Annotated in this window: 26 protein-coding genes; 11 read left to right on the top strand and 15 right to left on the bottom strand. The window is 61.6% G+C overall.

Annotated elements, in window-relative coordinates; all coding sequences use genetic code 11:
* The first annotated feature begins 19 nt into the window (after positions 1-19).
* The 5 genes from QN219_RS21235 to QN219_RS21215 are packed head-to-tail and all read left to right on the top strand — an operon-like array spanning position 20 to position 4,633.
* Positions 20-394 (top strand): sensory rhodopsin transducer, encoded by a 375-nt coding sequence (locus tag QN219_RS21235; RefSeq protein ID WP_284001925.1) that lies wholly within the window; start codon positions 20-22, stop codon positions 392-394.
* Position 395: 1 nt separating this feature from the next.
* Positions 396-1,625, top strand: coding sequence for a D-arabinono-1,4-lactone oxidase (locus QN219_RS21230; protein ID WP_284001923.1), 1,230 nt, complete (start codon positions 396-398; stop codon positions 1,623-1,625).
* Between the two features lie 8 nt (positions 1,626-1,633).
* Positions 1,634-2,032 carry a sensory rhodopsin transducer gene (locus QN219_RS21225; protein ID WP_284001922.1) on the top strand — a complete coding sequence of 133 codons (399 nt, stop codon included), beginning with the start codon at positions 1,634-1,636 and terminating at the stop codon, positions 2,030-2,032.
* Positions 2,029-3,663, top strand: coding sequence for an alpha-amylase family protein (locus QN219_RS21220; RefSeq protein WP_284001921.1), 1,635 nt, complete (start codon positions 2,029-2,031; stop codon positions 3,661-3,663). Before QN219_RS21225 ends, QN219_RS21220 begins: the two co-directional genes overlap by 4 nt.
* Before the next feature lies 1 nt (position 3,664).
* The gene (locus tag QN219_RS21215) at positions 3,665-4,633 is read left to right on the top strand and encodes a TIGR03885 family FMN-dependent LLM class oxidoreductase (RefSeq protein ID WP_284001920.1); all 969 of its coding nucleotides are present in this window, start codon (positions 3,665-3,667) and stop codon (positions 4,631-4,633) included.
* A 154-nt stretch (positions 4,634-4,787) separates the two neighbouring features.
* On the opposite strand, the gene QN219_RS21210 is transcribed toward QN219_RS21215, so the two are convergent.
* Positions 4,788-4,991 carry a hypothetical protein gene (locus QN219_RS21210; protein ID WP_284001919.1) on the bottom strand — a complete coding sequence of 68 codons (204 nt, stop codon included), beginning with the start codon at positions 4,989-4,991 and terminating at the stop codon, positions 4,788-4,790.
* Positions 4,992-5,711: 720 nt separating this feature from the next.
* Here QN219_RS21210 and QN219_RS21205 point away from each other — a divergent pair.
* On the top strand, positions 5,712-5,897 hold the full coding sequence (locus QN219_RS21205) for a hypothetical protein (RefSeq protein ID WP_284001918.1): 186 nt from the start codon (positions 5,712-5,714) through the stop codon (positions 5,895-5,897).
* A gap of 97 nt (positions 5,898-5,994) precedes the next feature.
* Here the strand turns inward: QN219_RS21205 and QN219_RS21200 are convergent, their stop codons facing one another.
* From QN219_RS21200 to fixL, 7 genes are all read right to left on the bottom strand, one after another.
* On the bottom strand, positions 5,995-6,255 hold the full coding sequence (locus QN219_RS21200; protein ID WP_284001917.1) for a DUF6522 family protein: 261 nt from the start codon (positions 6,253-6,255) through the stop codon (positions 5,995-5,997).
* Positions 6,197-7,489: an NnrS family protein gene (locus QN219_RS21195; protein WP_284001916.1), complete on the bottom strand. Its 1,293-nt coding sequence runs from the start codon at positions 7,487-7,489 to the stop codon at positions 6,197-6,199. The genes QN219_RS21200 and QN219_RS21195 overlap by 59 nt, the downstream gene beginning before the upstream one ends.
* Positions 7,486-8,160: an iron-sulfur cluster repair di-iron protein gene (gene ric, locus QN219_RS21190; RefSeq protein WP_284001915.1), complete on the bottom strand. Its 675-nt coding sequence runs from the start codon at positions 8,158-8,160 to the stop codon at positions 7,486-7,488. Before ric ends, QN219_RS21195 begins: the two co-directional genes overlap by 4 nt.
* Positions 8,161-8,362: 202 nt before the next feature.
* Positions 8,363-9,001: a helix-turn-helix domain-containing protein gene (locus QN219_RS21185; RefSeq protein ID WP_284001914.1), complete on the bottom strand. Its 639-nt coding sequence runs from the start codon at positions 8,999-9,001 to the stop codon at positions 8,363-8,365.
* A 139-nt stretch (positions 9,002-9,140) separates the two neighbouring features.
* The gene (locus QN219_RS21180; protein WP_284001913.1) at positions 9,141-9,428 is read right to left on the bottom strand and encodes a transcriptional regulator; all 288 of its coding nucleotides are present in this window, start codon (positions 9,426-9,428) and stop codon (positions 9,141-9,143) included.
* A 158-nt stretch (positions 9,429-9,586) separates the two neighbouring features.
* Positions 9,587-10,201, bottom strand: a complete 615-nt coding sequence (fixJ, locus tag QN219_RS21175) for a response regulator FixJ (RefSeq protein WP_284001912.1) — start codon at positions 10,199-10,201, stop codon at positions 9,587-9,589.
* A complete protein-coding gene (gene fixL / locus QN219_RS21170; RefSeq protein WP_284001910.1) occupies positions 10,194-11,711 on the bottom strand; it encodes an oxygen sensor histidine kinase FixL in 1,518 nt (505 codons plus the stop codon). The genes fixJ and fixL overlap by 8 nt, the downstream gene beginning before the upstream one ends.
* Before the next feature lie 348 nt (positions 11,712-12,059).
* Here fixL and QN219_RS21165 point away from each other — a divergent pair, with 348 nt between their 5' ends.
* Entirely contained in the window at positions 12,060-14,129 is a 2,070-nt protein-coding gene (locus QN219_RS21165) for an ATP-dependent helicase (protein WP_284001909.1), read from the top strand.
* A 95-nt stretch (positions 14,130-14,224) separates the two neighbouring features.
* Here the strand turns inward: QN219_RS21165 and QN219_RS21160 are convergent, their stop codons facing one another.
* The 7 genes from QN219_RS21160 to QN219_RS21130 form a co-directional block, all read right to left on the bottom strand.
* Positions 14,225-15,217, bottom strand: coding sequence for a PQQ-dependent sugar dehydrogenase (locus tag QN219_RS21160; protein WP_284001907.1), 993 nt, complete (start codon positions 15,215-15,217; stop codon positions 14,225-14,227).
* A gap of 222 nt (positions 15,218-15,439) precedes the next feature.
* Entirely contained in the window at positions 15,440-16,564 is a 1,125-nt protein-coding gene (gene pqqE, locus QN219_RS21155) for a pyrroloquinoline quinone biosynthesis protein PqqE (RefSeq protein ID WP_284001905.1), read from the bottom strand.
* Entirely contained in the window at positions 16,561-16,857 is a 297-nt protein-coding gene (pqqD, locus tag QN219_RS21150; protein WP_284001903.1) for a pyrroloquinoline quinone biosynthesis peptide chaperone PqqD, read from the bottom strand. The genes pqqE and pqqD overlap by 4 nt, the downstream gene beginning before the upstream one ends.
* Positions 16,854-17,624, bottom strand: coding sequence for a pyrroloquinoline-quinone synthase PqqC (gene pqqC / locus QN219_RS21145; protein WP_284001901.1), 771 nt, complete (start codon positions 17,622-17,624; stop codon positions 16,854-16,856). Before pqqC ends, pqqD begins: the two co-directional genes overlap by 4 nt.
* Positions 17,621-18,532: a pyrroloquinoline quinone biosynthesis protein PqqB gene (gene pqqB, locus QN219_RS21140; protein ID WP_284001900.1), complete on the bottom strand. Its 912-nt coding sequence runs from the start codon at positions 18,530-18,532 to the stop codon at positions 17,621-17,623. The genes pqqC and pqqB overlap by 4 nt, the downstream gene beginning before the upstream one ends.
* A gap of 48 nt (positions 18,533-18,580) precedes the next feature.
* Positions 18,581-18,676, bottom strand: coding sequence for a pyrroloquinoline quinone precursor peptide PqqA (gene pqqA / locus QN219_RS21135; protein ID WP_026187092.1), 96 nt, complete (start codon positions 18,674-18,676; stop codon positions 18,581-18,583).
* 362 nt (positions 18,677-19,038) lie between these two features.
* Positions 19,039-19,980, bottom strand: a complete 942-nt coding sequence (locus QN219_RS21130) for a LysR family transcriptional regulator (RefSeq protein ID WP_284001899.1) — start codon at positions 19,978-19,980, stop codon at positions 19,039-19,041.
* A 99-nt stretch (positions 19,981-20,079) separates the two neighbouring features.
* On the opposite strand from QN219_RS21130, the gene QN219_RS21125 reads away from it, so the two are divergent.
* The 4 genes from QN219_RS21125 to fba are packed head-to-tail and all read left to right on the top strand — an operon-like array spanning position 20,080 to position 25,185.
* The gene (locus QN219_RS21125) at positions 20,080-21,129 is read left to right on the top strand and encodes a class 1 fructose-bisphosphatase (RefSeq protein ID WP_284001898.1); all 1,050 of its coding nucleotides are present in this window, start codon (positions 20,080-20,082) and stop codon (positions 21,127-21,129) included.
* A gap of 10 nt (positions 21,130-21,139) precedes the next feature.
* A complete protein-coding gene (locus QN219_RS21120; protein WP_284001897.1) occupies positions 21,140-22,009 on the top strand; it encodes a phosphoribulokinase in 870 nt (289 codons plus the stop codon).
* 10 nt (positions 22,010-22,019) lie between these two features.
* On the top strand, positions 22,020-24,101 hold the full coding sequence (gene tkt, locus QN219_RS21115) for a transketolase (protein WP_284001895.1): 2,082 nt from the start codon (positions 22,020-22,022) through the stop codon (positions 24,099-24,101).
* A gap of 4 nt (positions 24,102-24,105) precedes the next feature.
* Positions 24,106-25,185 carry a class II fructose-bisphosphate aldolase gene (fba, locus tag QN219_RS21110; RefSeq protein ID WP_284001893.1) on the top strand — a complete coding sequence of 360 codons (1,080 nt, stop codon included), beginning with the start codon at positions 24,106-24,108 and terminating at the stop codon, positions 25,183-25,185.
* Positions 25,186-25,187 lie beyond the last annotated feature (2 nt).

Raw genomic sequence — 25,187 nt, 5'->3', positions numbered from 1 at the left:
GTATTAAGGATTGAGGACGATGCAGGCAATGGGCAGCAGGCGATGGGCAATCGCCGACGGGTATATTCCTTCCTCCAGCGCTAGCGACGACCCCGCGCTCGTCTCCCATGAAAGCGCCTGCATTCTGAACGTCGGCGAAATCCCGGCCAATATCGAGATCACACTATTTTTTTCCGACAGGGAACCTGCCGGTCCCTATCGCCTTGCCATTGCGCCCCGTCGAACCGTGCATCTACGCTTCAACGATCTCGATGATCCGGAACGTGTGCCGCGAGACACGCCCTATGCTTGCGTGATCGAGTCCGACGCGCCGGTCATCGTGCAGCAGACGCGGCTCGACTCCCGACGGCCCGATCACGCTCTCTTGAGCACCATCGCCTATTGCCAGGAATAGTATGCCGAACACACCGTGGAGTGCCACTTCGGAAAACCTCGATCAGGATTTTCACAACTGGTCGGGCGGCCTGCGGTTTCGGCCATCGCGTGTGGAGGTGCCGGGCAGCGAGGAGGATGTCGCGGCACTCGTGCGTGCGGCCGCAAGGCAGGGCCGCACCATAAGGCCGATCGGGTCCGCCCATTCGTCGAGCGAGCTTTTCGTTACCGACGATATCCTCGTTTCCCTCGACCATATCCGTGGTCTGCGCGAGCATGATGCGCGACGTCATCTGGCCACGGTCGGCAGCGGTTCTGAGCTCACGCAATTGAGCAAGGAACTGCAGGCCGCCGGCTTAACGCTCTCGAATTTCGGCGACGTGGCCACCCAGACCGTCGGCGGCGCGATCGGAACCGGTACGCATGGGTCCGGCCGGGAACTCTATAATCTGTCGATGATGCTGGTTGGCGGCCGCCTCGTCACGGCGAAGGGAGAGATCAGAACTTTCGGGGCTGGAGAGGACCCGGATTTTCTGCGGGCATTTCGGGTTTCCTTCGGGACGCTCGGCATTCTTTCCTGGGCCACGCTCCAGCTCGACCCAATGCACGACCTGCACCGCCAGGAATGGTGTCTCGCCTTCGAGCCCTGCGTGGAGGCACTCGAGCGGCTTGCCCGAGAGAACAGGAACTTCGATTTCTACTGGTATCCCCGTTCCGACGAGGTGAAGCTCCGTTGCATCAACCCGCCCGGCAAGGAGAAGGATTACAGCGCCTTCGCCCGGCTAGCGAAGGATGAAATCGGCCCGCCACACGAGGTCATCCCGCAGCACAGTGATCTGCCCTACCGTTTCGAGGAGATGGAGTATTCCGTCCCTGCCGAGGCGGGACCGACTTGCCTCAGGACCTTGCGCTCGCGGATCAAGGAAAGATGGCGCCGTTCGGTCGGCTGGCGTCTGCTCTACCGCTACATCAAGGGCGACGACACATGGCTCAGCGAAGCGCAGGGGCGGGATTCCGTAAGCATATCGCTTCACCAGAACGCGTCCCTGCCCTACTGGGACTTCTTTCTCGATCTTGAACCGATCCTGCGTGACCACGGCGGCCGGCCACATTGGGCGAAGAAGCACAGCCTGCGAGCACCCGAGCTCAGGGCTCTTTACCCGATGTGGGATCGTTTCCTCGCCCTTCGACAGGAAATGGACCCCGAGGGGCGCTTTCTGACGCCTTACCTGCGCGGGCTTCTGGGCTGTTAGGAGGGTGCATGCAAGCATTCGGCAAAAAGCGATGGGCGGTAGCCGGAGGACACATTCCTCTCGAAAGCAACGGCCCCGAGCCCGAATTCACCAGCCGCGACGAGCTCGCCGTGCTCAACTGCTCCGACAGCGTGGCGAGGATACGCATGCACATCCATTATGCGGACCGTCCGGCGGTCGGGCCCTATGAACTGGAGATTGCGCCAAGACGGGTTCGCCACATCCGATTCAACGATCTGATCTTTCCCGAGGCACTCCCGCTGGACGAGGACTTCGGCGCCGTCATCGATGCGGATGTGCCCGTCGTGGTCCAGTTCACCCGCCTCGACGGCGGCACACGAACGCGCAGCGCCGTAGCGACCGCGGCCTATGCGGCGCGGACTTCTTCGCGAAGGAGACACGGATGAAAGACGCACCATGGTTCGCGAGCGCCGTCATCTACGGCATCGACGTTCGCAGATTCGCCGACGGCAACGGCGACGGGATTGGCGACTTTGTCGGCCTGAGAGAGCGGGTACCCTATTTAAACGAGCTCGGCATCAACTGCGTCTGGCTCCTACCGTTTTTCAAGTCCCCCTTCGCCGACAACGGCTATGATGTCAGCGACTATTTGTCCATCGACACGCCTCTTGGCACCCTCGACGATTTCCTCGACTTTCAGCACACGGCCGGCGAACAGGGCATTCGTGTCATCATCGATCTCGTCGCCAATCATACGTCCAATGAGCATCCGTGGTTCCAGGCGGCACGCCGTGATCCCAGATCCCGCTACCGCAACTACTACGTCTGGTCCGAGAATCCGCCCCCAGTCGATCCGGACAACAAAACCGCTTTCCCCGGCGAGGAAGACAGCGTCTGGACCTATGATGAACTCGCCCAAGCCTACTACTTCCATAAATTCAGACACTTCCAGCCGGATCTGAACATTGCCAATACCGCGGTGCGCGACGAAATGCTCCGGGTCGTCGACTATTGGCTTTCGATGGGCGTCGATGGATTTCGGGTGGATGCCGCGCCTTTCGTGATCGGCGAAACGGGTATCGAACACGCAGACCCGCGGGACCCCCATGGGTTTCTGCGGGAAATGCGCGCGCTGGTCGACGCCAGGCGTCCTGGCGGACTCCTGTTAGGCGAAGCGGACCTGGCGCCGGAAAAGCTTCGCGAATATTTTGGCGAGGGAAAGCTCGACCTCCTGTTCAACTTCATCCTGAGTGGCGCCTTTTTCGCGGGGCTTGCGCGGCAGAGTTCCGATGTCATCTGTCAGGCGCTCTCGGTTGCGCCGGAACCGCCGCCCCACTGCGGCTGGGCAAACTTCCTCCGCAACCTCGATGAACTCAATGTGGCGCGCCAGTCGGAGGACGTTCGGCAGGAAACCTACGCTGCGTTTGCCCCCGACGAGGATATGCGGATCTATGGTCGAGGCATAAGGCGGCGCCTTGCACCGATGTTCAAGGGAGAGCAGGCCCGAATCGAACTCGCCTTCAGCCTGCTTCTGTCGTCACCGGGCGTCCCGGTTTTTGTCTATGGCGATGAAATCGGCCTTGGCGACGACCTTTCCCGGCCTGGCCGCGAGACCGTGCGCGTTCCGATGCAGTGGAGCGACGAGGCAAACGCCGGGTTTTCCAAGTCAGCGCATGCAAACCTCGTTCAGCCGACTGTCTCCCAGGGGCCATTCTCTTACAAGCGGATCAATGTCGAACGTCAGCGCAGCGACCCGCATTCGCTTCTGAACCGTCTCAGGACGATGGTCCTCGCGCGCCGCCGCCACGATCTCTTTCACGAGGGCCGGCCGGTTCTGCTGCCCGCGGGAGATGCCGCGCTGTTCGCTTTGGCTTATTCCGATGGCACTGAACTGCTCGTGGCGCTGCACAATCTGTCGGACAAGCGGCGGCGGGCAGAACTCGAACTGCCTGGTGCCATCGACGCCAAGCTGACCGATATCCTCAGCGATCGTGAGGTCGAGCTTGCCGGGCAGCATCTGACGATCGACCTCGATCGCTTCGGCTACACATGGCTACATTCGGGAAGGAAGGATTGAGATGGCGAAGATCGGCTATCATGCGTCCCATGAGCAATTCACCCCCCGCGACCTGTTGAGCTGGGCGCAGGCGGCAGAAGAGGCGGGCTTCGATTGTCTCATGTCCTCCGACCATCTGGCGCCCTGGAGCGAGCGCCAGGGCCAAAGCGGTTTCGCCTGGGCGTGGCTTGGAGCAGCCCTTCAGGCGACGCAGCGATCCCTCGGTCTCGTTACCGTTCCTTGCGGCTGGCGGTATCACCCGGCGATAACGGCCCAGGCCGGGGCGACGCTCGCGCAGATGTTTCCGCGACGCCTCGCCTGGCTCGCGCTCGGCAGCGGCGAAGCCCTGAACGAGCATGTCGTTGGCGGGGCTTGGCCGGACAAGGAGGAGCGAAAAGCGAGGCTCCGCGAGGCCGTCGACGTCATTCGAGAGCTCTGGGCCGGGCGCACGGTCACGCGAGACGCACCCATCGCCGTATCCGAGGCGCGGCTTTACACCCTGCCCGATCACGCACCGTCGCTGATTGCTGCAGCCCTGACGAACGAAACTGCGGAATGGGCGGGAGAATGGGCGGACGGCCTGATCACCGTCAACCAGGCGCCAGACAAGCTCGCCGCAATCATAGAGGCCTTCAGGCGCGGCGGCGGCGCCGGCAAGCCGCTCTATCTCCAGGTGCACATTTCGTACGCGCCCAGCGACGACGAGGCGAGACAGAATGCGTTCGACCAATGGAGGAGCAATGCGATCAGCACGTTCCAGTCGGAAACGCTGCGGACCCCCGGCGACATCGAGACCGCGACGAGGAGCGTCCGGCCCGAAGATCTCGACGCCTATGTCAGAATATCCTCGGATCTTGCGCGGCACGTCGCCTGGATCGAAGAGGACATAGCGGCTGGCTTCGACGAGATCTATCTTCACAACGTCGGCCGCAATCAACTCGAGTTCATCGAAGCCTTCGGCGCATCGGTTCTGCCGCGCGTGAGCGCGTGATCGGGCGGGTCGCGGATAACGACGACCTTTAAGGTGCAATCCATCACCCCGCCGTTAGCTGAACCGCACAGCATTCTCTCGACGACCTCGCGAGCCTCTTTGACGCAGCGACGAGCCGGGCGGGCGCAATTTTCGCGTTCACTGTTGAAATGATCTAGGGGGTGCCCACCATCGATCCGACGACCACCATCACGAGAGCGGCCATATCGATTTCGCCGTTGATGGCGAGCTTGTCGCCCGTTCGCTGAACACGCAACCTGGAGGGATTTTCGCCTGCCTGTCTTTCGACTTCATCGATGGCGGCGGTGATGAGGGCCTTCGTCTCTATCCTGGCGTCGTTACGATCGCTAATTCCCATTTCCAAAAACTCCTTCTAACGTTGGGTCGAGCGGCGGTCAGCCTGCCCGGCGTTCCGGCCCGGCGAAGCCTTCGGCACCGGACGCGAAGGTTGACGTCCTGTCCTCGTCGGATCGGTCACGCCATCACTGTTCGGATTCCCGGATGCCGTTCGCGAATGTCGCGGCTCCAGCTTTTCCTGCCGGCCACGAGTTCCTCGTTCGCTTTCCGTCCTACGCTTCGATCAAACCCGCGAGCATACGCCCGGTTCCGCACGGCTGCAGCGGCGCAGCGCCAGAGCACGCATCCGGGTAATTCGCTCAGACCACGACGCCTCAGTATATTTGCAAAGGCGTACCGGAATCGCGGAATCAGACCTTCCGTGCAGCGCGACGCAGGGTTAGCGTCGCGCCGTAGCTTCCCATCGGGGCTACATCTTCCCCGCATCCATGAGCCAACTGGATGCGTCACTTGCCCCGCCACCGAGCGGGGCTTTTTCTGTTAAGCGATACGTCAGGAGCGAGCTTCAACGGCCACCATTTCGTCCGCCTGCTCTCGAATCCCTTGAACTATAGGTCCCACGCCTTCCCGATCGGCCTTAAGCGCATGTTGAACCGCGGCCGCTCGCACGGCGGGGCTTGGTCCCGCAACCTGACGGCCTTCGATCGGAGGGCCGTCCCTGCCGCAAGGGAACTCGTCAAGGACGAATACGTTCTCCTTTAAAGATAATGGGAGAGAAAAAATGTTCGACGGAGACGACTACAATGCTCCCGAAGGACGTGCGGCACCCACCTTCCTGATCGGCGTCTTGCTCCTCGCGATATGCGCCATCTTCACCTACTTGGCGATCGGCGGTGCGTTCCTCGACCAAGGAACACAGACGGCCGTTTACACGCCTCAGGTCATCGATGAAGGCGAGGCCCGCTGAAGGCACGCAGAAGTGTGATCAATTCCGTGTCGTGGAACCTGGTTTCACGCCCTGCGAAAGGAAGCATTTCGTCTGAGGCCCCCACGCAAATCCGACCTTATCGATCTGGGCGTCGAAAGGTCATTTCCTCGCTTACAACCCGATCTTCGCTGTTCAGGATTGCGCGCCATATGCGGTTTCCAAGCTTCACGCTCAGACGGCAGGTGCCTGCATCCTCGCCCTCACCGCGCTCCACCATGCTCGTTACCAGACCCTTCCTGAAGTTCCGGCGCAAGTCGTCCTTGGACAGACCGAAACGATCAGCGAGTTCGGCGGAGTCCAAGATGAAGTCCCCATTTTGATATCGCTCTACGTACATGGCTTCCTTCCTGGCGAGCTTGGTTTACCGCTATCATCGCCTCACCTCCAGAGGTCGTGATCCCGCTGTCGCGCACAACCTCACTGCCGATTGCGGCACTGAACACCGGCTTGGGAACAGGTCCGCTCATCGCCGGCAAATAGCTCGCCAAGAAAAGCGCCCAGGCTGTCATCCAGCAGATCGCGGCAGCGACAACAGGATCGAGATACGTCCCGCTCATCCAGCCCCCGAGAATACGCAGCAGCGCTGAGAGAGATACGAGCGAGAAGGCGCAAGCCATGGTCCGATTGAGGATAAGGGTCTCTCCATCGCGAACCATGGCCGACCGCATCATGAAGGCGGCCATCATCGTCCCCATCGCGCCCATGGTCACTGCATGCAGGGCTGCGGTGGGCGGGATCCAGCCGGGAAAAACGGCTGCAACGCCGCTTAGAATGAGCGCCGCCGGAGTCCAGGCGAAGGCGATGTGCAGTATGAACAAGGCCGGATAGCGCCGGGTCCTTAGGCTTTGCCACTCCATCATTTGCATTAGCAGCAAAGTGCCCGAAAACGTCATCAGGAGACCCGATGATATCTGTTGACGGGTACCGCTGAAGTTAGCGGCGACGAGAATAGCCGCGATCGCCAAATACGAAAGCGTCGGCCGATCGCGATGGTGGAGATGCCGGGCGCCTAGCCACCGGCGCGTGAAAGCAGACGTGGCGCGGCCACCGATCAAGGTGATCAGGACGATATAAAGCAGCGGTGCACGGCTCGCAGGACTCAGACCGTCACCGAGGAAGAGCACGGCATTCAGGCAAAGCGCGGCCGTGCCGAGCGGCGCCCAGAGGCGATGCCAGGCTCCTGAGGAAACGACTCCGTGGGCCAATATCGCAGTCAGGAACGCGAAATAGGCGGATGCCCCGATTGCTTCTGCGATGAACGGCAACTGCTCCGGGAGCGCCGCCGTCAAACGGGCGACACACCAAAGACAGGAGGCTACGATGGTGACGCCGGGCGGAAGCGAGCCCTTCTTCGTCCAGGCTGGCAGTGCTGTCAGGAGATAGCCGCCAGCCGCAGCGCCGGCCATGCCGAACAAAAGCTCGCGGCTGTGCCACGCCACCCTGTCCGGCGCGATGTCTTCCGGGAGAATCCAGACGATGGGAGCGACAAGCGCCCACAGCCCGGCGAGCAGAAACAGGGGCCGGTATGGCGCCTGCCAGATAGATCGCAAACCCGAAACGGCTTGTGTCAACCGGTCGCCCGCGATTGAGCTTCGAAGCGCGGAAACAGCACGGCGTTCTCGAGATGCATGTGCGTCACCAGATCGTCGGTGAACTTGCGCAAACCCGTATAAAGCGCAGTCCACGAGCCGCAGGCACCTGGCGGCAGCGAAAGCCCATGGGTTACGTGCTCGATGGTCCGTAGGTGCTCTACCTCCTCCTCATGCTCACGTCGCATCTGCGCGATCGGATGCGCGATCCCCACGCTGCCGCCACTCTGCATGGTCGGGAAAAGGATCTGCTCTTCCTTCATCATGTGGCTCTCGAGTTCGTCGCGCAGACGCTCCAGGGCCTGGGAAAGGCCGATCGGTGCCGACGGGTGCCCTCCGTGCACCCGCTCCACCTTCTGGGCGAGCGGGATGAGCCAGGTGAGCTCCGCACGGTGCGTTTGGTGATATCTGTCGAGGATATGGCCGATGAGGTCCGATGTGTCTTCTGGCGCATCTCGCCCTGCCGCCTTTACGAGAGCCTCCAATTTCGAAAGAAGCTCCGACGGAGCGAGGCCGGCTTTTACGGCGGCTTCCGAGAGCCGCACGTTGCCGCCGCAACAGAAGCTGATGTCATGGCGGCGGAAGAGTTCCGCCGCTCCAGGCAGCTCTGCTGCGATCGTCGCGACTGTGTCGTCGAGGCTTATTCCGGTCATGATCTGTTCCTTGGCAGGTGTTGCTTGCCGGAATCACTTCAAAGTTTCCAAGGCGATGGAGCCGGTTCTTGCGTCCATGATCGCGGCATCTAATCCGCTTGTGCAGAAGTTGAGCCTGCCCGTCTTTGTCCTCACGCAAACAGCTGGAAGCTTTTCACGATCGACGATCGAGTGGCTCGAACGATAACCGGGGATCGCATGGTCAGTTGCAGAGCGAACGAAGCGCATCCGGCCTCATGATATCGACCGTTCTTGCATCCCGCAGCGCTATGACACTCCGGTCTTTCAGTTTCGTCATGACCCGCGATACCGTTTCGATCGTGAGGCCGAGATAATCGGCAATGTCTTGCCGCGACATCGGCAATCTCAGTTGCCGGATGCCCCCCTGACGGTTTGACAGGTCCAGTAGGAATGCGGCGATGCGTTCCACCGCACATTGCCTTCCGATCACCAGAAGGTGCTCCTGGGCGCGCGCCATGCCGGCCAAGGCAAGAGCGAGAAGCTCCCGCGAATGCTCCTGCATCGGACGCCCGCCGAAGACCGCCAGTCTTGTTTCTGTGATCGCCTCGGCAAAAAAGCGATGCGTGGCGCCCGCCTCAAAGCCGAACATTTCCCCTGCGAGATGAAAGGATACGACCTGTCGCCGACCGTCCGAGAGCAGGCGGTATACCCGCACCGCTCCGGTGGCGACATGGTAGCATTTTTCAACGCCGTCCCCGTCGGCGTAGATCTCTTGGCCCGACCTGTAAGTCGCAACAAGATGGGGTCCAGGAATCCCGGCGGTTGCGATGCCGTCAGACTGCGGAAAGCTCTGTTCTATAGGTTGGGAAGCGGCATACATCTCTTATCCCCTGATCGTTTCGGAGAGAGATTGCCAATTCGGGCACCGGCGATAAATTCGGTTAGATCACTAAGGGAAATTACTTAGGCCGAGTGCCTAGAGCGGGATGGGACGGAGTACGCCGCTTCTGCCTGCCCGACTATTTCGCCATCGCGGCCAGGCTGTTCACGACGCCCAGAAGATCAGCGCCGCTAATCGGCTTCGTCAAAATAATGGTACCGTCATGCTCTTGAAGTGGCGACATTCCATCGACGAGCAGGATGACGCGTCCTTCCAGACGCTGCAGGGACTGCGCGGCCCGCGCCTCGGATTTCAATATTTCGTCATCGACGATGGTGCAAAGCGAGGCCCTCGACGAACCCTCGGCTTTCCACAAGGCGTCGTATGACTCGGTCGAATATCCTTCGACCTCGAGCGCGAACGCCAAGGACCGCCGGAGTCCGTGGTCCGGTGCAACGACGACAATGCTTCTGTCAGCCAACAACTTACAGTCCTGCGCAAACTGGCGTGCACATGCCCGCCGATGAGGCGCCATCTAAAGCCCTGCAAGCAGGCGGCGCATTGCGCGAGATCAACACTGGAAGATCAAGAGGGCCCGAACCCCGCCGCGAGCGCCATACGAACGAGGTGCGGAAGGCTCTTTGCCTTCATCTTGCCCATAACATTGGCCCGGTGCACCTCGACCGTGCGGGGACTGATGTCCAGGTCATAGGCGATCGATTTGTTCGGCAAGCCTGCCACCACCGCGGAGAGCACCTGGCGCTCCCTCTCGCTAAGCGTGTGAAGGCGTTCCTGAATATCGCGGATTTCATCGACGTCAGCTTCCGGAACGCTCAGCTGTTCGGATGCCCTTTCGATCGCCTCGATGATCACGAAGTCTTCGAAGGGTTTTTCGATAAAGTCCAATGCTCCCGCTTTCATCGCCTCGACCGCCATCGGAACATCGCCGTGTCCGGTGATCACGATGGACGGTATCCTTATTTTCAGATCTCCGAGACGGCGGATGAGATCAACGCCGGACATCTCCGGCATTCTGAGGTCGGTTACGAGAATTCCGTTGCGGACATTCGGTGCGAATGAAAGAAAGGAAGCAGCAGATTGATGAATTTTTACAGCATAGCCGTTCATCGTCAGCATGAACGCGAGCGACTTCCTGACCGGCTCTTCATCGTCGACAATGTGAACGGTGTAATCAGTCATTTCCATTGATCCGTTCTTCCACATAGGCGGGAAGCGTGAAGCGGAAAGTAGCCCCTCCCGCGGCATTTTTCGAAACGGTCATTTCGCCGCCATGCGCTTCGACGATACGTTTCGAAATCGAAAGACCTATGCCCATTCCACTTGCCTTTGTCGTCACGAACGGCTTGAAGAGCTGGCCGGCAATTTCCTCAGGAATGCCTCCGCCCGTGTCTTCCACGACGACGGCAATCTCGCCCGGATCTGCCGGCGTCGTTCGGACTGTGAGTTGACGGTGCTCGACGTGGCGCATCGCCTCGATCGCGTTGCGCATCAGATTGATGAGCACCTGTTGTACCTGGATGCGATCGACCATCACCATTTCGGCACCGGGCACATATTCGAATACCGTTCTGACGCCACTCTCGCGGGAGCCGACCAGAGCCAGCGCACCGGCTTCCTCCACCAGTTTGCGGATGTCTTCGGGTGCCTTTTCCGTTTCGCCTTTCGTGACGAATTCCCGGAGGTGTTTGATGATCTGACCAGCGCGCAGGGATTGACCAGCGATCTCTTCCAGCGCGCCGTGCATCCTCGTTGCCACATTGGCATCCATGTCACGCAAGAGCCTTGTGCAGCCATGGGCGTAGTTTGCGATCGCCGACAGCGGCTGGTTCAGCTCGTGAGCAAGCGTCGATGCCATTTCACCCATCTCGTTAAGACGGGCCAGTCTCGCCAGTTCAGCTTGGATCTGTTCAAGCCGCGCGGCCGACTCTTCCCGCTCCGTCAAGTCCCTGATGAAGCCGGTGAAGAACCGTTCGCCGCCTGATTTCATCTCCCCGACTGCAAGCTTCATCGGAAATGTCGATCCGTCCTTCCGCCGCCCGACGACGACCCGATCAATTCCGATGATACGCTTCTCGCCGGTACTCAAGTACCGCTGCAGATATCCGTCGTGCTCGTGACGGTAGGGTTCCGGCATCAATATGCGCAGGTTCTGACCAATGACCTCTTCTTCGACATATCCGAACTGCCGAACGGCGGCGGCGTTGAAGGATACAATCGTGCCATTCGTGGAACTGACCACGGTGGCGTCCGGAACCGTATCCAGTATCGATCTCAGGTGCGCATCGCGGGCCCGCACGGCGGCTTCCATCCGGTCGATGGCGCGTCTTGCAGCCTGGACCAATTCCCCGAGAGCCACGATCAGGAGCACCGTCGATGCGAAGACAACCATCTCGCCGATCGTCGGTCCGGGCGCATTCTCGATCCACTGAAGCGATATTGCAGCAAGAAGCGACAGCCCGACTGCGAAGGCTATCGGTTTCAGGCTGCCGATCATTGCGACGAGCAGGAGTGCGGGAATGAACGAAAAGAGAGCAACGGTGTCGCCGATGAATTCCCGTAGCGCCACTCTCATCGCAAAAAGACCGATGACGAGCGCAGCTGCGAGAACATAGGCCGAGAGGCCATCGACCCGCCACCTGATCAGCGACTGCCCGAATCGCATCCTCTCGACCACGCCACGTGAGTGCATTCCGTTATCCAAACTACAGGGATTGCATTCTGTGCCAAGCGTCGCGGCAAGACCGGTCCTGGCCGCGGGCTCGCGTGACCTTCCATAGACCATCCCGGCGCGATCGGCCACCCCGCCATGTGGAACATGCCCTGCAATCGCGAAAGGCGGCGTATGATTTTGTCCGCCGAAACGGCGCCTGCTTGGCTTTGCAACGGCCGAATCGGCTGTTAAGTTCATTATTCGTTCCCATTTGCGTCGCGGATCGGTCAACCGGAGGGAGGCTCCTTCAGGAGGAACGGTCGAATGCGCTATTGAAGGGATGGTGGGATTCGCCTGTGAAAATCGGAGCGATAAAAGCGGGGGCCGATGAGCGCGGCGTATCTTGAGAAGCTGAACGATCAGCAGCGTAATGCGGTCGAGCATGGCGTTGGCCTGCCAGACGGAAAAATCGGTGGACCGCTCCTGATCATCGCCGGTGCCGGTTCCGGCAAAACCAACACGCTGGCGCATCGCGTCGCCCATCTGATCGTCAATGGCGCCGATCCGCGCCGGATTCTATTGATGACATTTTCGCGACGCGCGGCCGCCGAGATGAGCCGGCGGGTGGAGCGCATCTGCCGGCAGGTACTTGGCGAGAAGGCCGCGATCGTTGCGGACGCACTCGCCTGGGCAGGCACGTTCCACGGGATCGGGGCGAGATTGCTGCGCGATCATGCCCCGGAGATCGGCATCGATGCGGACTTCACCATCCATGACAGGGAAGATTCGGCCGACCTGATGAATCTCGTCCGGCACGAGCTTGGGTTTTCCAAGACGGAAAGCCGCTTTCCGACGAAAGGCACCTGCCTTGCAATCTATTCGCGCACGGTGAACTCGGAGCAGACGCTCGATGCGGTGCTGCGCGGCTCCTTTCCCTGGTGCACGGCATGGGAAAAACAGTTGCGCGAACTTTTCGCTTCCTATGTCGAAGCCAAGCAGGCGCAGAACGTCCTCGATTATGACGACCTCCTCCTCTACTGGGCGCAGATGGTAAGCGAGCCTGTAATTGCCGAAGAAATCGGTAACCGCTTCGACCATGTGTTCGTCGACGAGTATCAGGACACGAACCGCTTGCAGGCGACGATCCTGACCGCACTCAAACCTACCGGCCACGGCCTGACCGTCGTCGGCGACGATGCACAATCGATCTACTCCTTCCGTGCCGCGACCGTGCGCAATATTCTCGATTTTCCACAAACCTTCTCTCCGGCGGCCGACATCATCACGCTTGACCGAAACTACCGCTCGACGCAGCCGATCCTGACCGCCGCCAACGGGGTCATCGAGCTCGCCGGCGAGCGCTTTACGAAAAATCTCTGGACCGAGCGCCAGTCCGCCGAGCGGCCACGGCTCGTCACGGTTCGCGATGAAGCGGGGCAGGCCAACTATATCGTCGAGCAGGTGCTGGAAAATCGCGAAAGTGGCACGCTCCTGAAACAGCAGGCGGTTCTGTTCCGCACTTCGCATCACAGCGGCGCCCTGGAGGTGGAGCTTACCCGGCGCAACATCCCTTTCGTCAAGTTCGGCGGCCTCAAGTTCCTCGACAGCGCGCATGTGAAGGACTTGCTGGCGGTCCTGCGCTTTGCCCAGAACCCCCGCGATCGCGTGGCCGGCTTCCGGCTGATGCAACTCTTGCCCGGCGTCGGTCCACAGACGGCGGGCCGGGTGCTCGATGCGATAGCCGCCGATCCGGAACCCTTGACGGCGCTCGCCGAAATTCCCGCTCCGCCGCGCTCGGGAGATGACTGGGTTACCTTTGTCGACATGCTCCAGAGCATGCGCACCAGAAAGACCGCATGGCCGGCCGAAATCGCTGAAGCGCGTAGCTGGTACGAACCGCATCTCAATCGCGTTCATGAGGACGCGGAGGTGCGTATGGCCGATCTCCTGCAGCTTGAGCAGATTGCAGCCGGTTATCCATCGCGGGAACGGTTCCTGACCGAACTCACCCTCGATCCACCGGACGCCACCAGTGATCAATCCGGCGTGCCGCTTCTCGACGAGGATTATCTTATCCTGTCGACGATCCATTCGGCCAAGGGCCAGGAATGGAAGTCCGTCTTCGTCTTGAACTGCGTCGACGGCTGCATTCCCTCCGATCTCGGCGTGGGCTCGACGGCCGAGATCGAGGAGGAGCGGCGCCTCCTTTATGTCGCGATGACCCGCGCCAAGGACAGCCTGCATCTTGTCACGCCCCAGCGGTTTTTCACGCATGGGCAGAATGCCCAGGGCGATCGCCACGTCTATGCGTCGAGAAGCCGCTTTATTCCGGCAACGCTTTTGCAGTTCTTCGAATGCACAGCCTGGCCGGTCGCCAAACCGTCGGCTCCCGGCGAGCGAGAAACACGAAAGGTCCGGGTCGATGTTGGCGCCCGCATGCGTGGCATGTGGCGATAGGGCCAGCCCGCGGTCCGCGCACCTGGATCCTGCTATCTCGAAGCGCTCATCCGACCACCCAAGCTGCTAACGAGTCCTGAAGGAATCATCAGGCGTCATCGCCTGAATATGTGAATTGCACCTCCGGCGTCGTCGGATACGAGGACGGAACCGTCCGGCGCTTCCTTGACGTCCACGGGACGCCCGACATCTCTGACGAAGGTCGCCGCCGAGACCGGGCGACCGCCCTGGAAGCGCACCCGCACGACCTGATACCCGACCGGAACCGACCTGTCCCAACTGCCGTGCTGGGCGACCAGAGCGTCACCGCCGAGGCTGCGGAAGAAATGGATCCCCAGGGCGGCGACATGCGCCTGGAAGTTGAACGCAGGGGCAATCTGCCGCGCGGGCGGCCGGGCGTCCTCAAACCCTTCGAGCCGAACCTGGCCCCCGAAATAGGGAAAGCCGTAAAAACCGCCCGGCCGAAGCGCGTTCAGCTCGTCGGGTGGAACATCGTCGCCCATTCCGTCGGCGCCGTTGTCGGTAAAGAACATGGTGCCGCCGCGCCAGTCGAAGCCAACGGAATTGCGCACACCCCAGGCGACTCTTCGAAGGTCGGACCCATCCTGCTTCATGCTGACGATCGTGCCCTGCAGCCCGCGCGGCGAGCAAATGTTGCAAGGCGATCCGAACGAGACATAGAGCCGGGAATCGGGACCGACGGCGATATAGCGAAAGCTATGGGCTCCCGAGTTCGGCAAGTCTCGCCGAATATCGCGCCTGCCGGAAAGAGCACCCCCGCGCCCGATATCGAACGCCGTTATGCTGTCCCGCGAAGCGACGAACAAGCGACCGCCGGAGCATGCGACTCCGTTCGCAGCGGAGAACCCGGAGGCAACCCGCCGGGCGCGGCCGCCGGACAACGGCACGGCATAGACCGAGGAGCCTTTGGTTCCGACAAACAACACGTCGCCGCAAACCGCCATTTCGCGCGCGGCGGGAACGCGGGCGAGCAGTTCGGCTCGCGCCTGGCCAATGGCCATGCCGGAGGCGAGCGTGGCGACCGAGGCGAGCGCGAGACATCCGGCTTTAGGGGAAAAGACGTCCATCGGCACCCTCCGAAGACAAGCTGAATTTGCCGGGGAATTGGTGCGGCTCATTGTTGTTTCAAGCCGGAGCCGAAGCCTCACGGCGAAGTGATCTCCTACAGCGCCGCGCGTCTTATCAGACGCGCAAAGGACGGTGGCACGTTGCTTGGTGGAGCTGTGCTCTTTGTATGGCTTGCCGGACCGGATCAATCGCCCAAAAGGCGCCGGAGACCCAAGAAGCATTTACCGACCGCGATAGGTCAACGTCGCCGCTTGCGTAGTCGAAAGCCTATCCGTGTCCCGCGTCAGGCGATCACGAAGCGGCGACCGGATGCAAACCGGATCGGTTGCGCTGGCGTCGCCGGCAAGCGCCATGGCCTGGCAACGGCAGCCGCCGAAGTCCACCTTCTTTCGCTCGCAGCTCCGGCACAGTTCCGGCATCCAGTCCTCGCCGCGATAGGCATTGAACGCGTCACTTTCGTACCAGATCCGCGACAGCGACCGTTCGCGCACATTCTCGAAAGACAGGCTCGGGATCGTTTCCGCGGCATGGCACGGAAGCACGCGCCCCGAAGGTGTGACGTTCAGGCCCACGCGGCCCCAACCGCCCATGCACGCCTTTGGATAGCTGGAGTAATAGTCAGCAGGCACATAGTCGATCACGAGCACGCCTTGATATTTTTCGCGCGCCTCGGCGACCGTTTGCGTCGCCTGTTCGACCTGTTCGCGCGTCGGCATGAGCGCCGCCTTGTTGCGTTCGGCCCAGCCGTGAAACTGCACCGTTGCGACTTCGATACGGCGCGCCTTCAGCCGTATCGCCAGTTCGATCATGGCCTCGATCTCGCCCATGTTCTGCTTATGGCAGACGGCATTGATCGTCAGCGGGATCCCGGCATCCGCCACCCAGCCCGCGACCGCGATCTTCCTTTCATATCCGCCGCTGTAGCCGCCGATCCGGTCCGCGCTTTCGGGCGAAACGCCCTGGATCGAAAGCTGGACATGGTCGAGCCCGACATCGGCCAGATTGCTGATTCTGGCTTCGGTCAAACCCACGCCCGACGTGATCAGATTGGTATAAAGCCCGAGCGAAACCGCCGCCCGCGTCAGCTCGACGAGGTCCCGGCGTGCCGCCGGCTCGCCGCCCGACAAATGCAGATGCAGCACACCGAGATCGGCCGCCTGCTCGAAGACGTTTATCCATTCCCCGGTCGAGAGTTCATCGTTTGCCGGCGTCAACGCCACCGGGTTGGAGCAATAGGGGCAGGCGAGCGGACATCGATGCGTCAGCTCCGCGAGCATCGCCATCGGAGGAGGCACGCGCGAAACCTCGCGCACGATACTATTTGCAAGGGCGGCGCCACTCTTCATTCGACGATCTCCAGCATGCGGCGGACGGCAAGCTCGTGGACGAAAGCCTTCACGTCGCTTGCAATCTGCGCGACCGGGGCCTCGAACTGGGCGGCAAAGTCGTCAGCGATCCGATCGAGGCTCCGCTTGCCATCAAGGGCTTGCACGATGGCAACGGCGATCTCGTCCAAAGCCATGGCACGCTCCGGTGCCAACAGGACCATTTGGCCGCGCACCTGATCCTCGCGCAGCCGTACCCCCCGCGCCAGCTTGACGACGCTTGTGCCCGAAATCACCGGCGCATCGGCGGTCATTCGGCGGCCTCCGTGGAAACAGCCTGCCCGACGACGCCTTCCCGCCCGTCCCAGCCTCCCGGCGGAATGCGGCCGGGCGCGACATAGGCCGAATAGAGCGCATCGAGCTGCGACCACAGCACATCCGTTTTGAATGTGAGCGCCGCAGCGGCGGCATCCTGTTTTTCCTGCGTGTCGGCGTGGTCGAGGACATAGGCAAGCCCGAATGCCACGTCCTGCGGCGCCTCGTTAAGCCGTTGGCGGAAATAGGCGAGCGCCGCGTCGTCGGCGAATGCATAGTGCTGCAGAAGCCCGGCGATGCGCTCCGAATGGATCTTGGGCGCGAAAAGCTCAGTCAGCGAAGAGGCCACCGCCTCGAGGAGCGGCTTCTCGCGCACGAACGAGACATAGGCGTCGACGGCAAACCGAGTCGCAGGCAGTACACCGCTGGTCGAGGCGACATAGGCAGGATCGAGTCCGACCGCTTCGGCGAGACGCAGCCAACGGCGGATTCCACCGCCCTCGTCCACGCCGCCGTCATGATCTTCGATGCGGGAGCGCCAGGCCCGACGCATTTGCGGGTCCTCGCAACGCGACAGAAACGCGGCGTCCTTCATCGGAATTCGGCTCTGATAATAGTAGCGATTGATGACCCAGGCCCGCACCTGCGTCATCGTTGCGTGGCCACCATGGAGCATGACGTGGAAGGGGTGCTTGTCGTGATAGCGTTCCTTCCCGATTTCCAGTAGGCGGGCGTGAAACGCTTGCTTGTCGGTTGCCGTCGTCAAAGGTGAACCTCCATGCCGTCGAACCCGACGTCAAAGCCGCGGCTTTCCACGTAGGCGCGCTCCGAGCCGGGCCGCCAGATCGGATTCGTGTTGTTGATGTGGACATAGACCTTTCTGTGAATATTCAAGGCAGCGAGTGCGTCGAGGCTGCCCCCTTCGCCGGCAATCGGCATGTGGCCCATGCGGCGGCCCGTCTTGCGACCCGTACCGGCGGCGATCATCTCGTCGTCGTCGAAAAGCGTGCCGTCGAAGAACAATGCGTCGGCATCTCTCAGGCGCGCTGCAAGGACGTCGGTCAGCATGCCGCAGCCAGGAATATAGTAGACGCGCCTGCTGCCGGCTCTGAGCTCGATTCCGACCGTGCTTTCGCCCTCGACGTTCAGATCCGGTTCGCCGCTTTCGAGGAAAAGCGGAACCTTGCCAGGCACCGCGAAGAGCCGCGCCTCAAGGCCGGGCAGTGGAGAGAATGGTTCCTCGATGGCGATGTTCTTCCTCGAAACCAGGTCCGGATCGAGAACGCCGAAGACCGGATTGTCGGCGATGATCCGGCTGACTGCGCCGGTTGCGAAAACAGCGAAGGCCTGTTTTTCCCTGAGGACGAGCAATCCCGCCAGATGATCGATGTCGCCATTGGTCAGCACCACGCTTTTAATCGGCGTGTGGCGCAGGCGGCGCGGCTGCAGTGATCGATTGTTCTGAATCTGCTGGCGGATGTCGGGAGAGGCGTTGAAGACGGCCCATGCCTCGCCATCGAGGCTGACGGCCAGTGACGATTGGGTCTGCGGCCTGACGACGGAGGCAGGATCGCGCGCCATCGTGCAATTCAAGCAGCCGCAATTCCATTGCGGGAGACCGCCGCCGGCGGCGGCCCCCAAAACGATAATACGAAGATCGGACGCTTCATTCACTGGTCTATCCCGAGACGCGTTGTGAGCCGACCATCGTGCGGCGGAGCGTCAGAAGAGGATGGGCTCATCTCCGTCCGCAGGAGCGTAGCGGGTGATTTCCATCGCGCAGCTGACTTCAATGAATTTTGGTTTATGCCAGGACATGTTTCCTCCATTCGTCCGATTGATGTGCTCGCTCCCGCGTTTGCAGGCGCCCTTGCATCTGGATCGAACACGAAACAAGCTTTGCTCGCAAAGAGCGCTGCTTGGGTGAAAGGCCGGAACGGCTTTCTCCCGCTCCGGCAAGACCCGGCGGCGCCGTCGCCGGGGGTGGCAAATCGAGTTCGCGTGACTACGGCATTACGCAGCCTCCCTTGAAGGGTAGCAAACCGCTTCAGGCCCCGCAATTAAGACCTAGGTGGCTATCGACATCGCACTTTCCGCTCGAAACGACCCGAGCGGATGCGGACACGGGGCCAAATAACCGCAACTTCTTGGCGAACCCGGTAGCAGATTGCTTCTTCGCCCTAACCGAACGCGTTGGCGGGATAGGGCTTGCTGACCACCGGCAGATATCGCGCGCCGGTTGCCAGCAGGAACCGCTCGAAAGCCTGCATCGCCGGAGTCGTGGCGCGGTCCAGGCGCGACACGCTGAACCATTGCCGGCGGATCGGCGTATCGACGACGTCGAGAATGACGAGGCGGCCGAGCTTCACCTCCTGCTCGATGGTATGGGCCGAGATGAAGGCAATCCCAAGACCGGCGATGACCGCCTGCTTGATCGTCTCGTTCGAAGCGATCTCGGTGCCGAGTTCCTCCAGCTTGTGCGGCGTGCCGCTCAGAAAGATCTCAAGTGAGATACGCGTCCCCGAACCCTTTTCCCGCACGAGAAACTGTTCCTGCGCAATCCGCTCCCGCGAAATTTCCAGCAAACCTGCGAGCGGGTGTCCGGCGGGGGCGATGAATACCAGCGGATGGTCGCCGAACACCTCTGCGCGCACCTCGAAGTCGCGCGGCGGCCTTCCCATCAGCGCGACATCGATCTCATGGTCCCTCAATTTGGCGATGACTTCGGCTCGGTTGCCGATAAAGAGATTGATCTCGATGGCGGGAAGCTGATCGCGGAAGGCGGCAATGAGTTGTGGCGCGAAATATTTTCCGGTCGATACCACGCCGAGGCGCAATCGCCCGGTTCTGAGCCCCTTGATGGCACTGATCGAATCCTCGAGGCTGACCAGGCTCTCCTCAACCGCCCGCGCCGCCTCAAGGAAAGCAAGACCGAACGCCGTCGGAACCATGCCGCCGCGCGTCCTGTCGAACAACGGGGCATTGGCATCCCGTTCCAGTTGCTGGATCTGCAGCGTGAGCGCCGGGCCTGTCAGGCCCAAAGCCTCGGCAGCAAGATTGATCTTCCCAAGCCGGCAAACGGTCTGGACGGTGCGAAGTTGGCGAAGCGTCACGTTGCGCATGGCGAAAAGTAAGAAATTCTAACTTCTAAAGTCAATCTAATAAATTTTACAAACTCCCGAATTGCGCCATCCTGCACTGGACATCTGGGAGGAGACATCATGTCCGGCGCAACTCTCGAGGCCTATCTTGCCTCACGCGTGGCCACTGGCGACGATATCGCCCGGGAAGTGGCCGCAGTCGTCCAACGGCTGGCGACGGCCGCCCTCGACGTCCGCAAACTCGTCAACCAGGGCGCGCTCGGAACGGTGTTCAACGGCACCCGTGGCGGAAGCAATAGCGACGGCGACCTGCAGAAGGATCTCGACGTCGTGTGCGACGGCCTCTTCTTGTCGTGCCTGCAGGGCGCGCCGGTCGCATGCTACGCCTCGGAAGAACTGGAGAACCCCGTACTGCTTGATCCGAATGCGCGCCTTGCGGTTGCCATCGATCCGCTCGACGGCTCTTCCAACATCGACACCAACGTCTCCCTCGGTACGATCTTCTCCGTGCTGCCCGCCGTCAAGGGACCGGAATCGGACGTCATGCAGTCCTTTCTGCAAGCCGGAAACCGACAATTGGCGGCAGGCTTCTTCCTCTACGGACCGCAACCCGCGCTGGTGCTGTCGCTCGGAAAGGGCACGGAGATCTTCATCTTCTCCAGTCGGCTGGGCTGCTTCGTACAGGGATACAAGTCGGTCAACATCGCCGAGCGTACCAGCGAATTCGCCATCAACATGTCGAACTACCGACACTGGGAAGAAGCGGTCCGGCTCTATGTCGACGATTGCCTCGCCGGTTCAGAGGGGCCGCGCGAACGGGACTTCAACATGCGATGGATCGCCTCGCTGGTCGCCGATACCTATCGGATTCTCGTTCGGGGCGGGATCTTCCTATATCCGGCCGACGGCCGAAAAGGCTACAGCCAGGGCCGGTTGCGGCAGGTCTACGAGGCCAACCCCATCGCCTTCATCGTCGAGAACGCCGGCGGCGCAGCCACGACGTCGGTCACGCGCATTCTCGATCTCGTCCCGGAAAACCTGCACCAGCGCGTACCGCTGATTTTCGGTTCGCGTCGCGAGGTGGAGCGCATCGCTCGCTACCACGTCGATCCCAACATGATCGGCGAACGCGCACCGCTCTTCGGCAAGCGCGGTCTGTTTCGGGCCTGAGGAGAGCCGCATGTCAGCGAGGCACCCAATCATATCGATCACCGGCTCGTCCGGCGCCGGCACGACCACCGTCAAGGACACGTTCGAGAAGATCTTCAAGCGCGAGAACGTTTCGGCATCGTTCATCGAAGGCGATGCCTTCCACCGCTACGACCGCGAAGCCATGCGCCGCAAGATCGCCGACGAGAAGGCCAGAGGCGTCGACTTCACCCATTTCTCCGCCGAGGCGAACGAACTGGAGATTCTCGAGAGCGTCTTTGCCGAATATGGCAGGCGCGGCGTCGGGCGCACCCGTCACTACGTGCATGACGACGCCGAGGCTGCGAAATACGGCGCGGAACCCGGCACATTCACGAACTGGGAGGAGTTTGGCGACAGCGATCTGCTGTTTTACGAGGGATTGCATGGCTGCGCCGTCACCGACACGGTCAATCTTGCGCAGCATTGCGACCTGAAGATCGGCGTCGTTCCGGTGGTCAACCTCGAATGGATCCAGAAGATCCATCGAGACAAGGCGACGCGCGGTTACTCCGCCGAGGCGGTGACGGACACCATCCTGCGGCGCATGCCCGACTACGTGCACTACATCTGCCCGCAGTTTTCCCTGACCGACATCAATTTCCAGCGCGTGCCGATCGTCGATACGTCCAATCCGTTTATCGCGCGCTGGATACCGACGCCGGCCGAATCGATCCTGGTCATCCGCTTTGCCAACCCGCGCAGCATTGATTTTCCCTACCTGCTGTCGATGCTGCACAACAGCTACATGTCGCGTGCCAATTCCATTGTGGTACCGGGCGACAAGCTCGACCTCGCCATGCAGCTGATTTTCACGCCGCTCATCCACAAACTGCTCGAGCGCAAACACCGCATGTCGTGAGGAGACCACCATGAATGTTTCGCAGCAGATCGAACCCCGTGCCGCCGCATCGGAACGCAACATGGCCGACGCCATTCGGTTTCTCGCCATGGATGCCGTGCAGAAGGCAAATTCCGGCCACCCCGGCATGCCGATGGGCATGGCCGACGCAGTCACGGTCCTCTTCAAGCGCTTCATCAAGATCGACCCTTCCCTGCCCGACTGGCCGGATCGCGATCGCTTCGTACTTTCGGCTGGCCACGGTTCGATGCTGCTCTATGCCATCCACCACCTGATGGGCTTTGCCGACATGCCGATGGCCGAACTCTCAGCCTTCCGCCAGCTTGGCTCAAAAACGGCCGGCCATCCCGAATACGGCCATGCCCTGGGTATCGAGACCACCACCGGCCCGCTCGGCCAGGGCATAGCCACTGCCGTCGGGATGGCGATTGCCGAACAGATGATGGCTGCCCGCTTCTCGAGTTCGCTCTGCAATCATTTCACCTATGTGGTAGCCGGCGACGGCTGCCTGCAGGAGGGCATCAGCCACGAGGCGATCGATCTTGCCGGACATCTGAAGCTGCGCAAGCTGGTCGTGCTCTGGGACGACAACCGGATATCGATCGACGGATCGACCGACCTCTCCACCTCGATGAACCAGCTTGCTCGTTTTCGTGCAGCCGGCTGGGATGCGCAACGCGTCGATGGCCACGACCCCGAGGCCGTGGCGAAGGCGATCGAGCGGGCGCGCCGGAGCCGCAAACCGTCGCTGATTGCCTGCCGCACCCAGATCGGCAGGGGGGCGGCTAGCATGGAGGGCTCGCACAAGACCCATGGGGCGGCACTCGGCGACAAGGAAATTGCCGCGACACGCGAAAAGCTCGCCTGGACGCATCCGCCATTCTTCGTGCCGCCTCAGATCAAATCCGCCTGGGAACGCGTGGCAGTGCGGGGCCGCTTGGCCCGCGAGGCATGGGGAATCCGACTCGACGCCTCGCGCTCGAAGAAGCGCTACCAACAGACTGTCGGCCGACAGCTGGACGATGATGTCGCTCATCTCCTGGCAAAATTCCGAGCCGCACATCGCAAAAGAGCATCCAAGGTCGCGACACGGCAGGCCTCGCAGATGGCGCTGGAGGTCATCAATGGGGCGACAGCGCTGACTATTGGCGGCTCCGCCGACCTGACCGGCTCGAATCTGACGATGACGTCGCAGACCCAACCCATTTCGCCGGGAAATTTCAAAGGGCGCTATCTGCATTACGGTATCCGCGAGCACGGCATGGCGGCCGCCATGAACGGCATCGCATTGCATGGCGGCTTCATTCCCTACGGCGGCACCTTCCTGGTATTTTCCGACTATGCTCGCGGTGCGATGCGTCTCTCGGCGCTGATGGGCCTGCCCGTCGTCTATGTGCTGACCCATGATTCCATCGGGCTCGGCGAGGATGGACCAACCCACCAGCCGATCGAGCATCTGGCGATGCTGCGTGCCACTCCCAACCTCAATGTCTTCCGCCCGGCCGACATCATCGAGACGGCCGAATGCTGGGAGATCGCGCTTGGCGAGAAGAACCGGCCGAGCGTCCTTGCCCTTTCGCGACAGGCTTTGCCGATGCTGCGCCAGACGGACCGGGACGAGAATTTGTCGGCGCGCGGAGCATACGTCCTGAAGGAAGCACGCGGGCCCCGCGACATCACGCTCCTTGCCACTGGGTCCGAAGTCGAGATCGCCCTTGCTGCAGCGGAACGCCTGCAGGCCGAGGAGGGCTTGGAAGCGGCGGTGGTGTCCATGCCTTGCTGGGAGAAGTTCGAGATCCAGGATGCATCGTACCGGAAGCAGGTTCTCGGAGATGCCCCGCGGATTGCCGTCGAAGCCGCCGGCCGCCTCGGTTGGGATCGCTGGATGGGACCGGACGGTGCCTTCGTCGGTATGATCGGCTTCGGGGCCTCGGCACCGGCCGGAGACCTCTACCGCCATTTCGGCATCACCGCCGATCATGTCGTCACCGAAGCCTTGGAGCTTGTCCGCCGCGACTTCCGCGAGGCGCCGCTCATGAGCACCGGTCCGCTGGCGAGCAAAGACGTCATCAGTTCATCGAAGGAGGCTTGACACCATGGCCCGTATCACGCTCCGCCAGCTGCTCGATCATGCCGCCGAGCACACTTACGGCGTGCCGGCATTCAACATCAACAACATGGAACAGGGGCTGGCGATAATGGAGGCGGCGCGCGCCTGCGACGCTCCTGTGATCCTGCAGGTTTCACGCGGCGCCCGCTCCTATGCCAACGACATCATGCTCGCCAAGATGATGGAAGCGCTCGAGCAGATGTATCCCGACATTCCGCTCTGCATCCACCAGGATCACGGCAACAATGTCGCGACCTGCCTTACTGCGATACAGCACGGCTTCACCTCGGTGATGATGGACGGCTCGTTGAAGGAGGATGCAAAGATCCCCGCCGACTACGCCTATAACGTCGCGATCACTGCGGAAGTGAGCCGCCTCGCCCATATGGTCGGCGCTTCGGTCGAGGGGGAACTCGGCTGCCTCGGATCGCTCGAGACCGGCCATGGTGAAGCCGAGGACGGGCACGGTTTCGAAGGCGCGCTCGATCGTTCGCAGCTTTTGACCGATCCGGACGAAGCCGCCCGCTTCGTAGCCGAGACCGAAGTCGATGCGCTGGCTGTGGCGATCGGCACCTCGCATGGCGCCTACAAGTTCACCCGCAAGCCCACCGGCGAGGTGCTCGCCATGGACGTGATCGAGAAGATCCATCACCGGCTGCCGGACACACACATTGTCATGCACGGCTCCTCCTCGGTGCCGCAGGAGTGGCAGGATGTCTTCAACGCCCATGGCGGCGAAATGCGGGAAACTTACGGCGTACCCGTTGAGGAGATCGTCCGGGGCATCCGCTTCGGCGTACGCAAGATCAATATCGATACCGATCTGCGCCTGGCGGCAGCCGCCGCCTTTCGCCGCGTCGCCGACACGAGCCGCACCGAATTCGACCCGCGCAAGTTCTTGAAACCCGCCATGGACGCCATGTCGGCGGTCGGCAAGGCCCGGTTCGAGGCCTTCGGCACCGCCGGCAACGCATCCCGCATCAAGGTCACGCCGATGTCGGAGATGGCTCGACGCTACGCAAGCGGCTCGCTCAAACCCCAGACGGCGCGGTCTGAAGCCGCCTGACC

The organism is Sinorhizobium sp. 8-89, from assembly GCF_030124325.1.
In the GTDB taxonomy this organism is placed as follows: Bacteria; Pseudomonadota; Alphaproteobacteria; order Rhizobiales; family Rhizobiaceae; genus Sinorhizobium.
The sequence above is the reverse complement of the archived record's forward strand: the minus strand, read 5'-3'. Positions and strand labels throughout refer to the sequence as shown.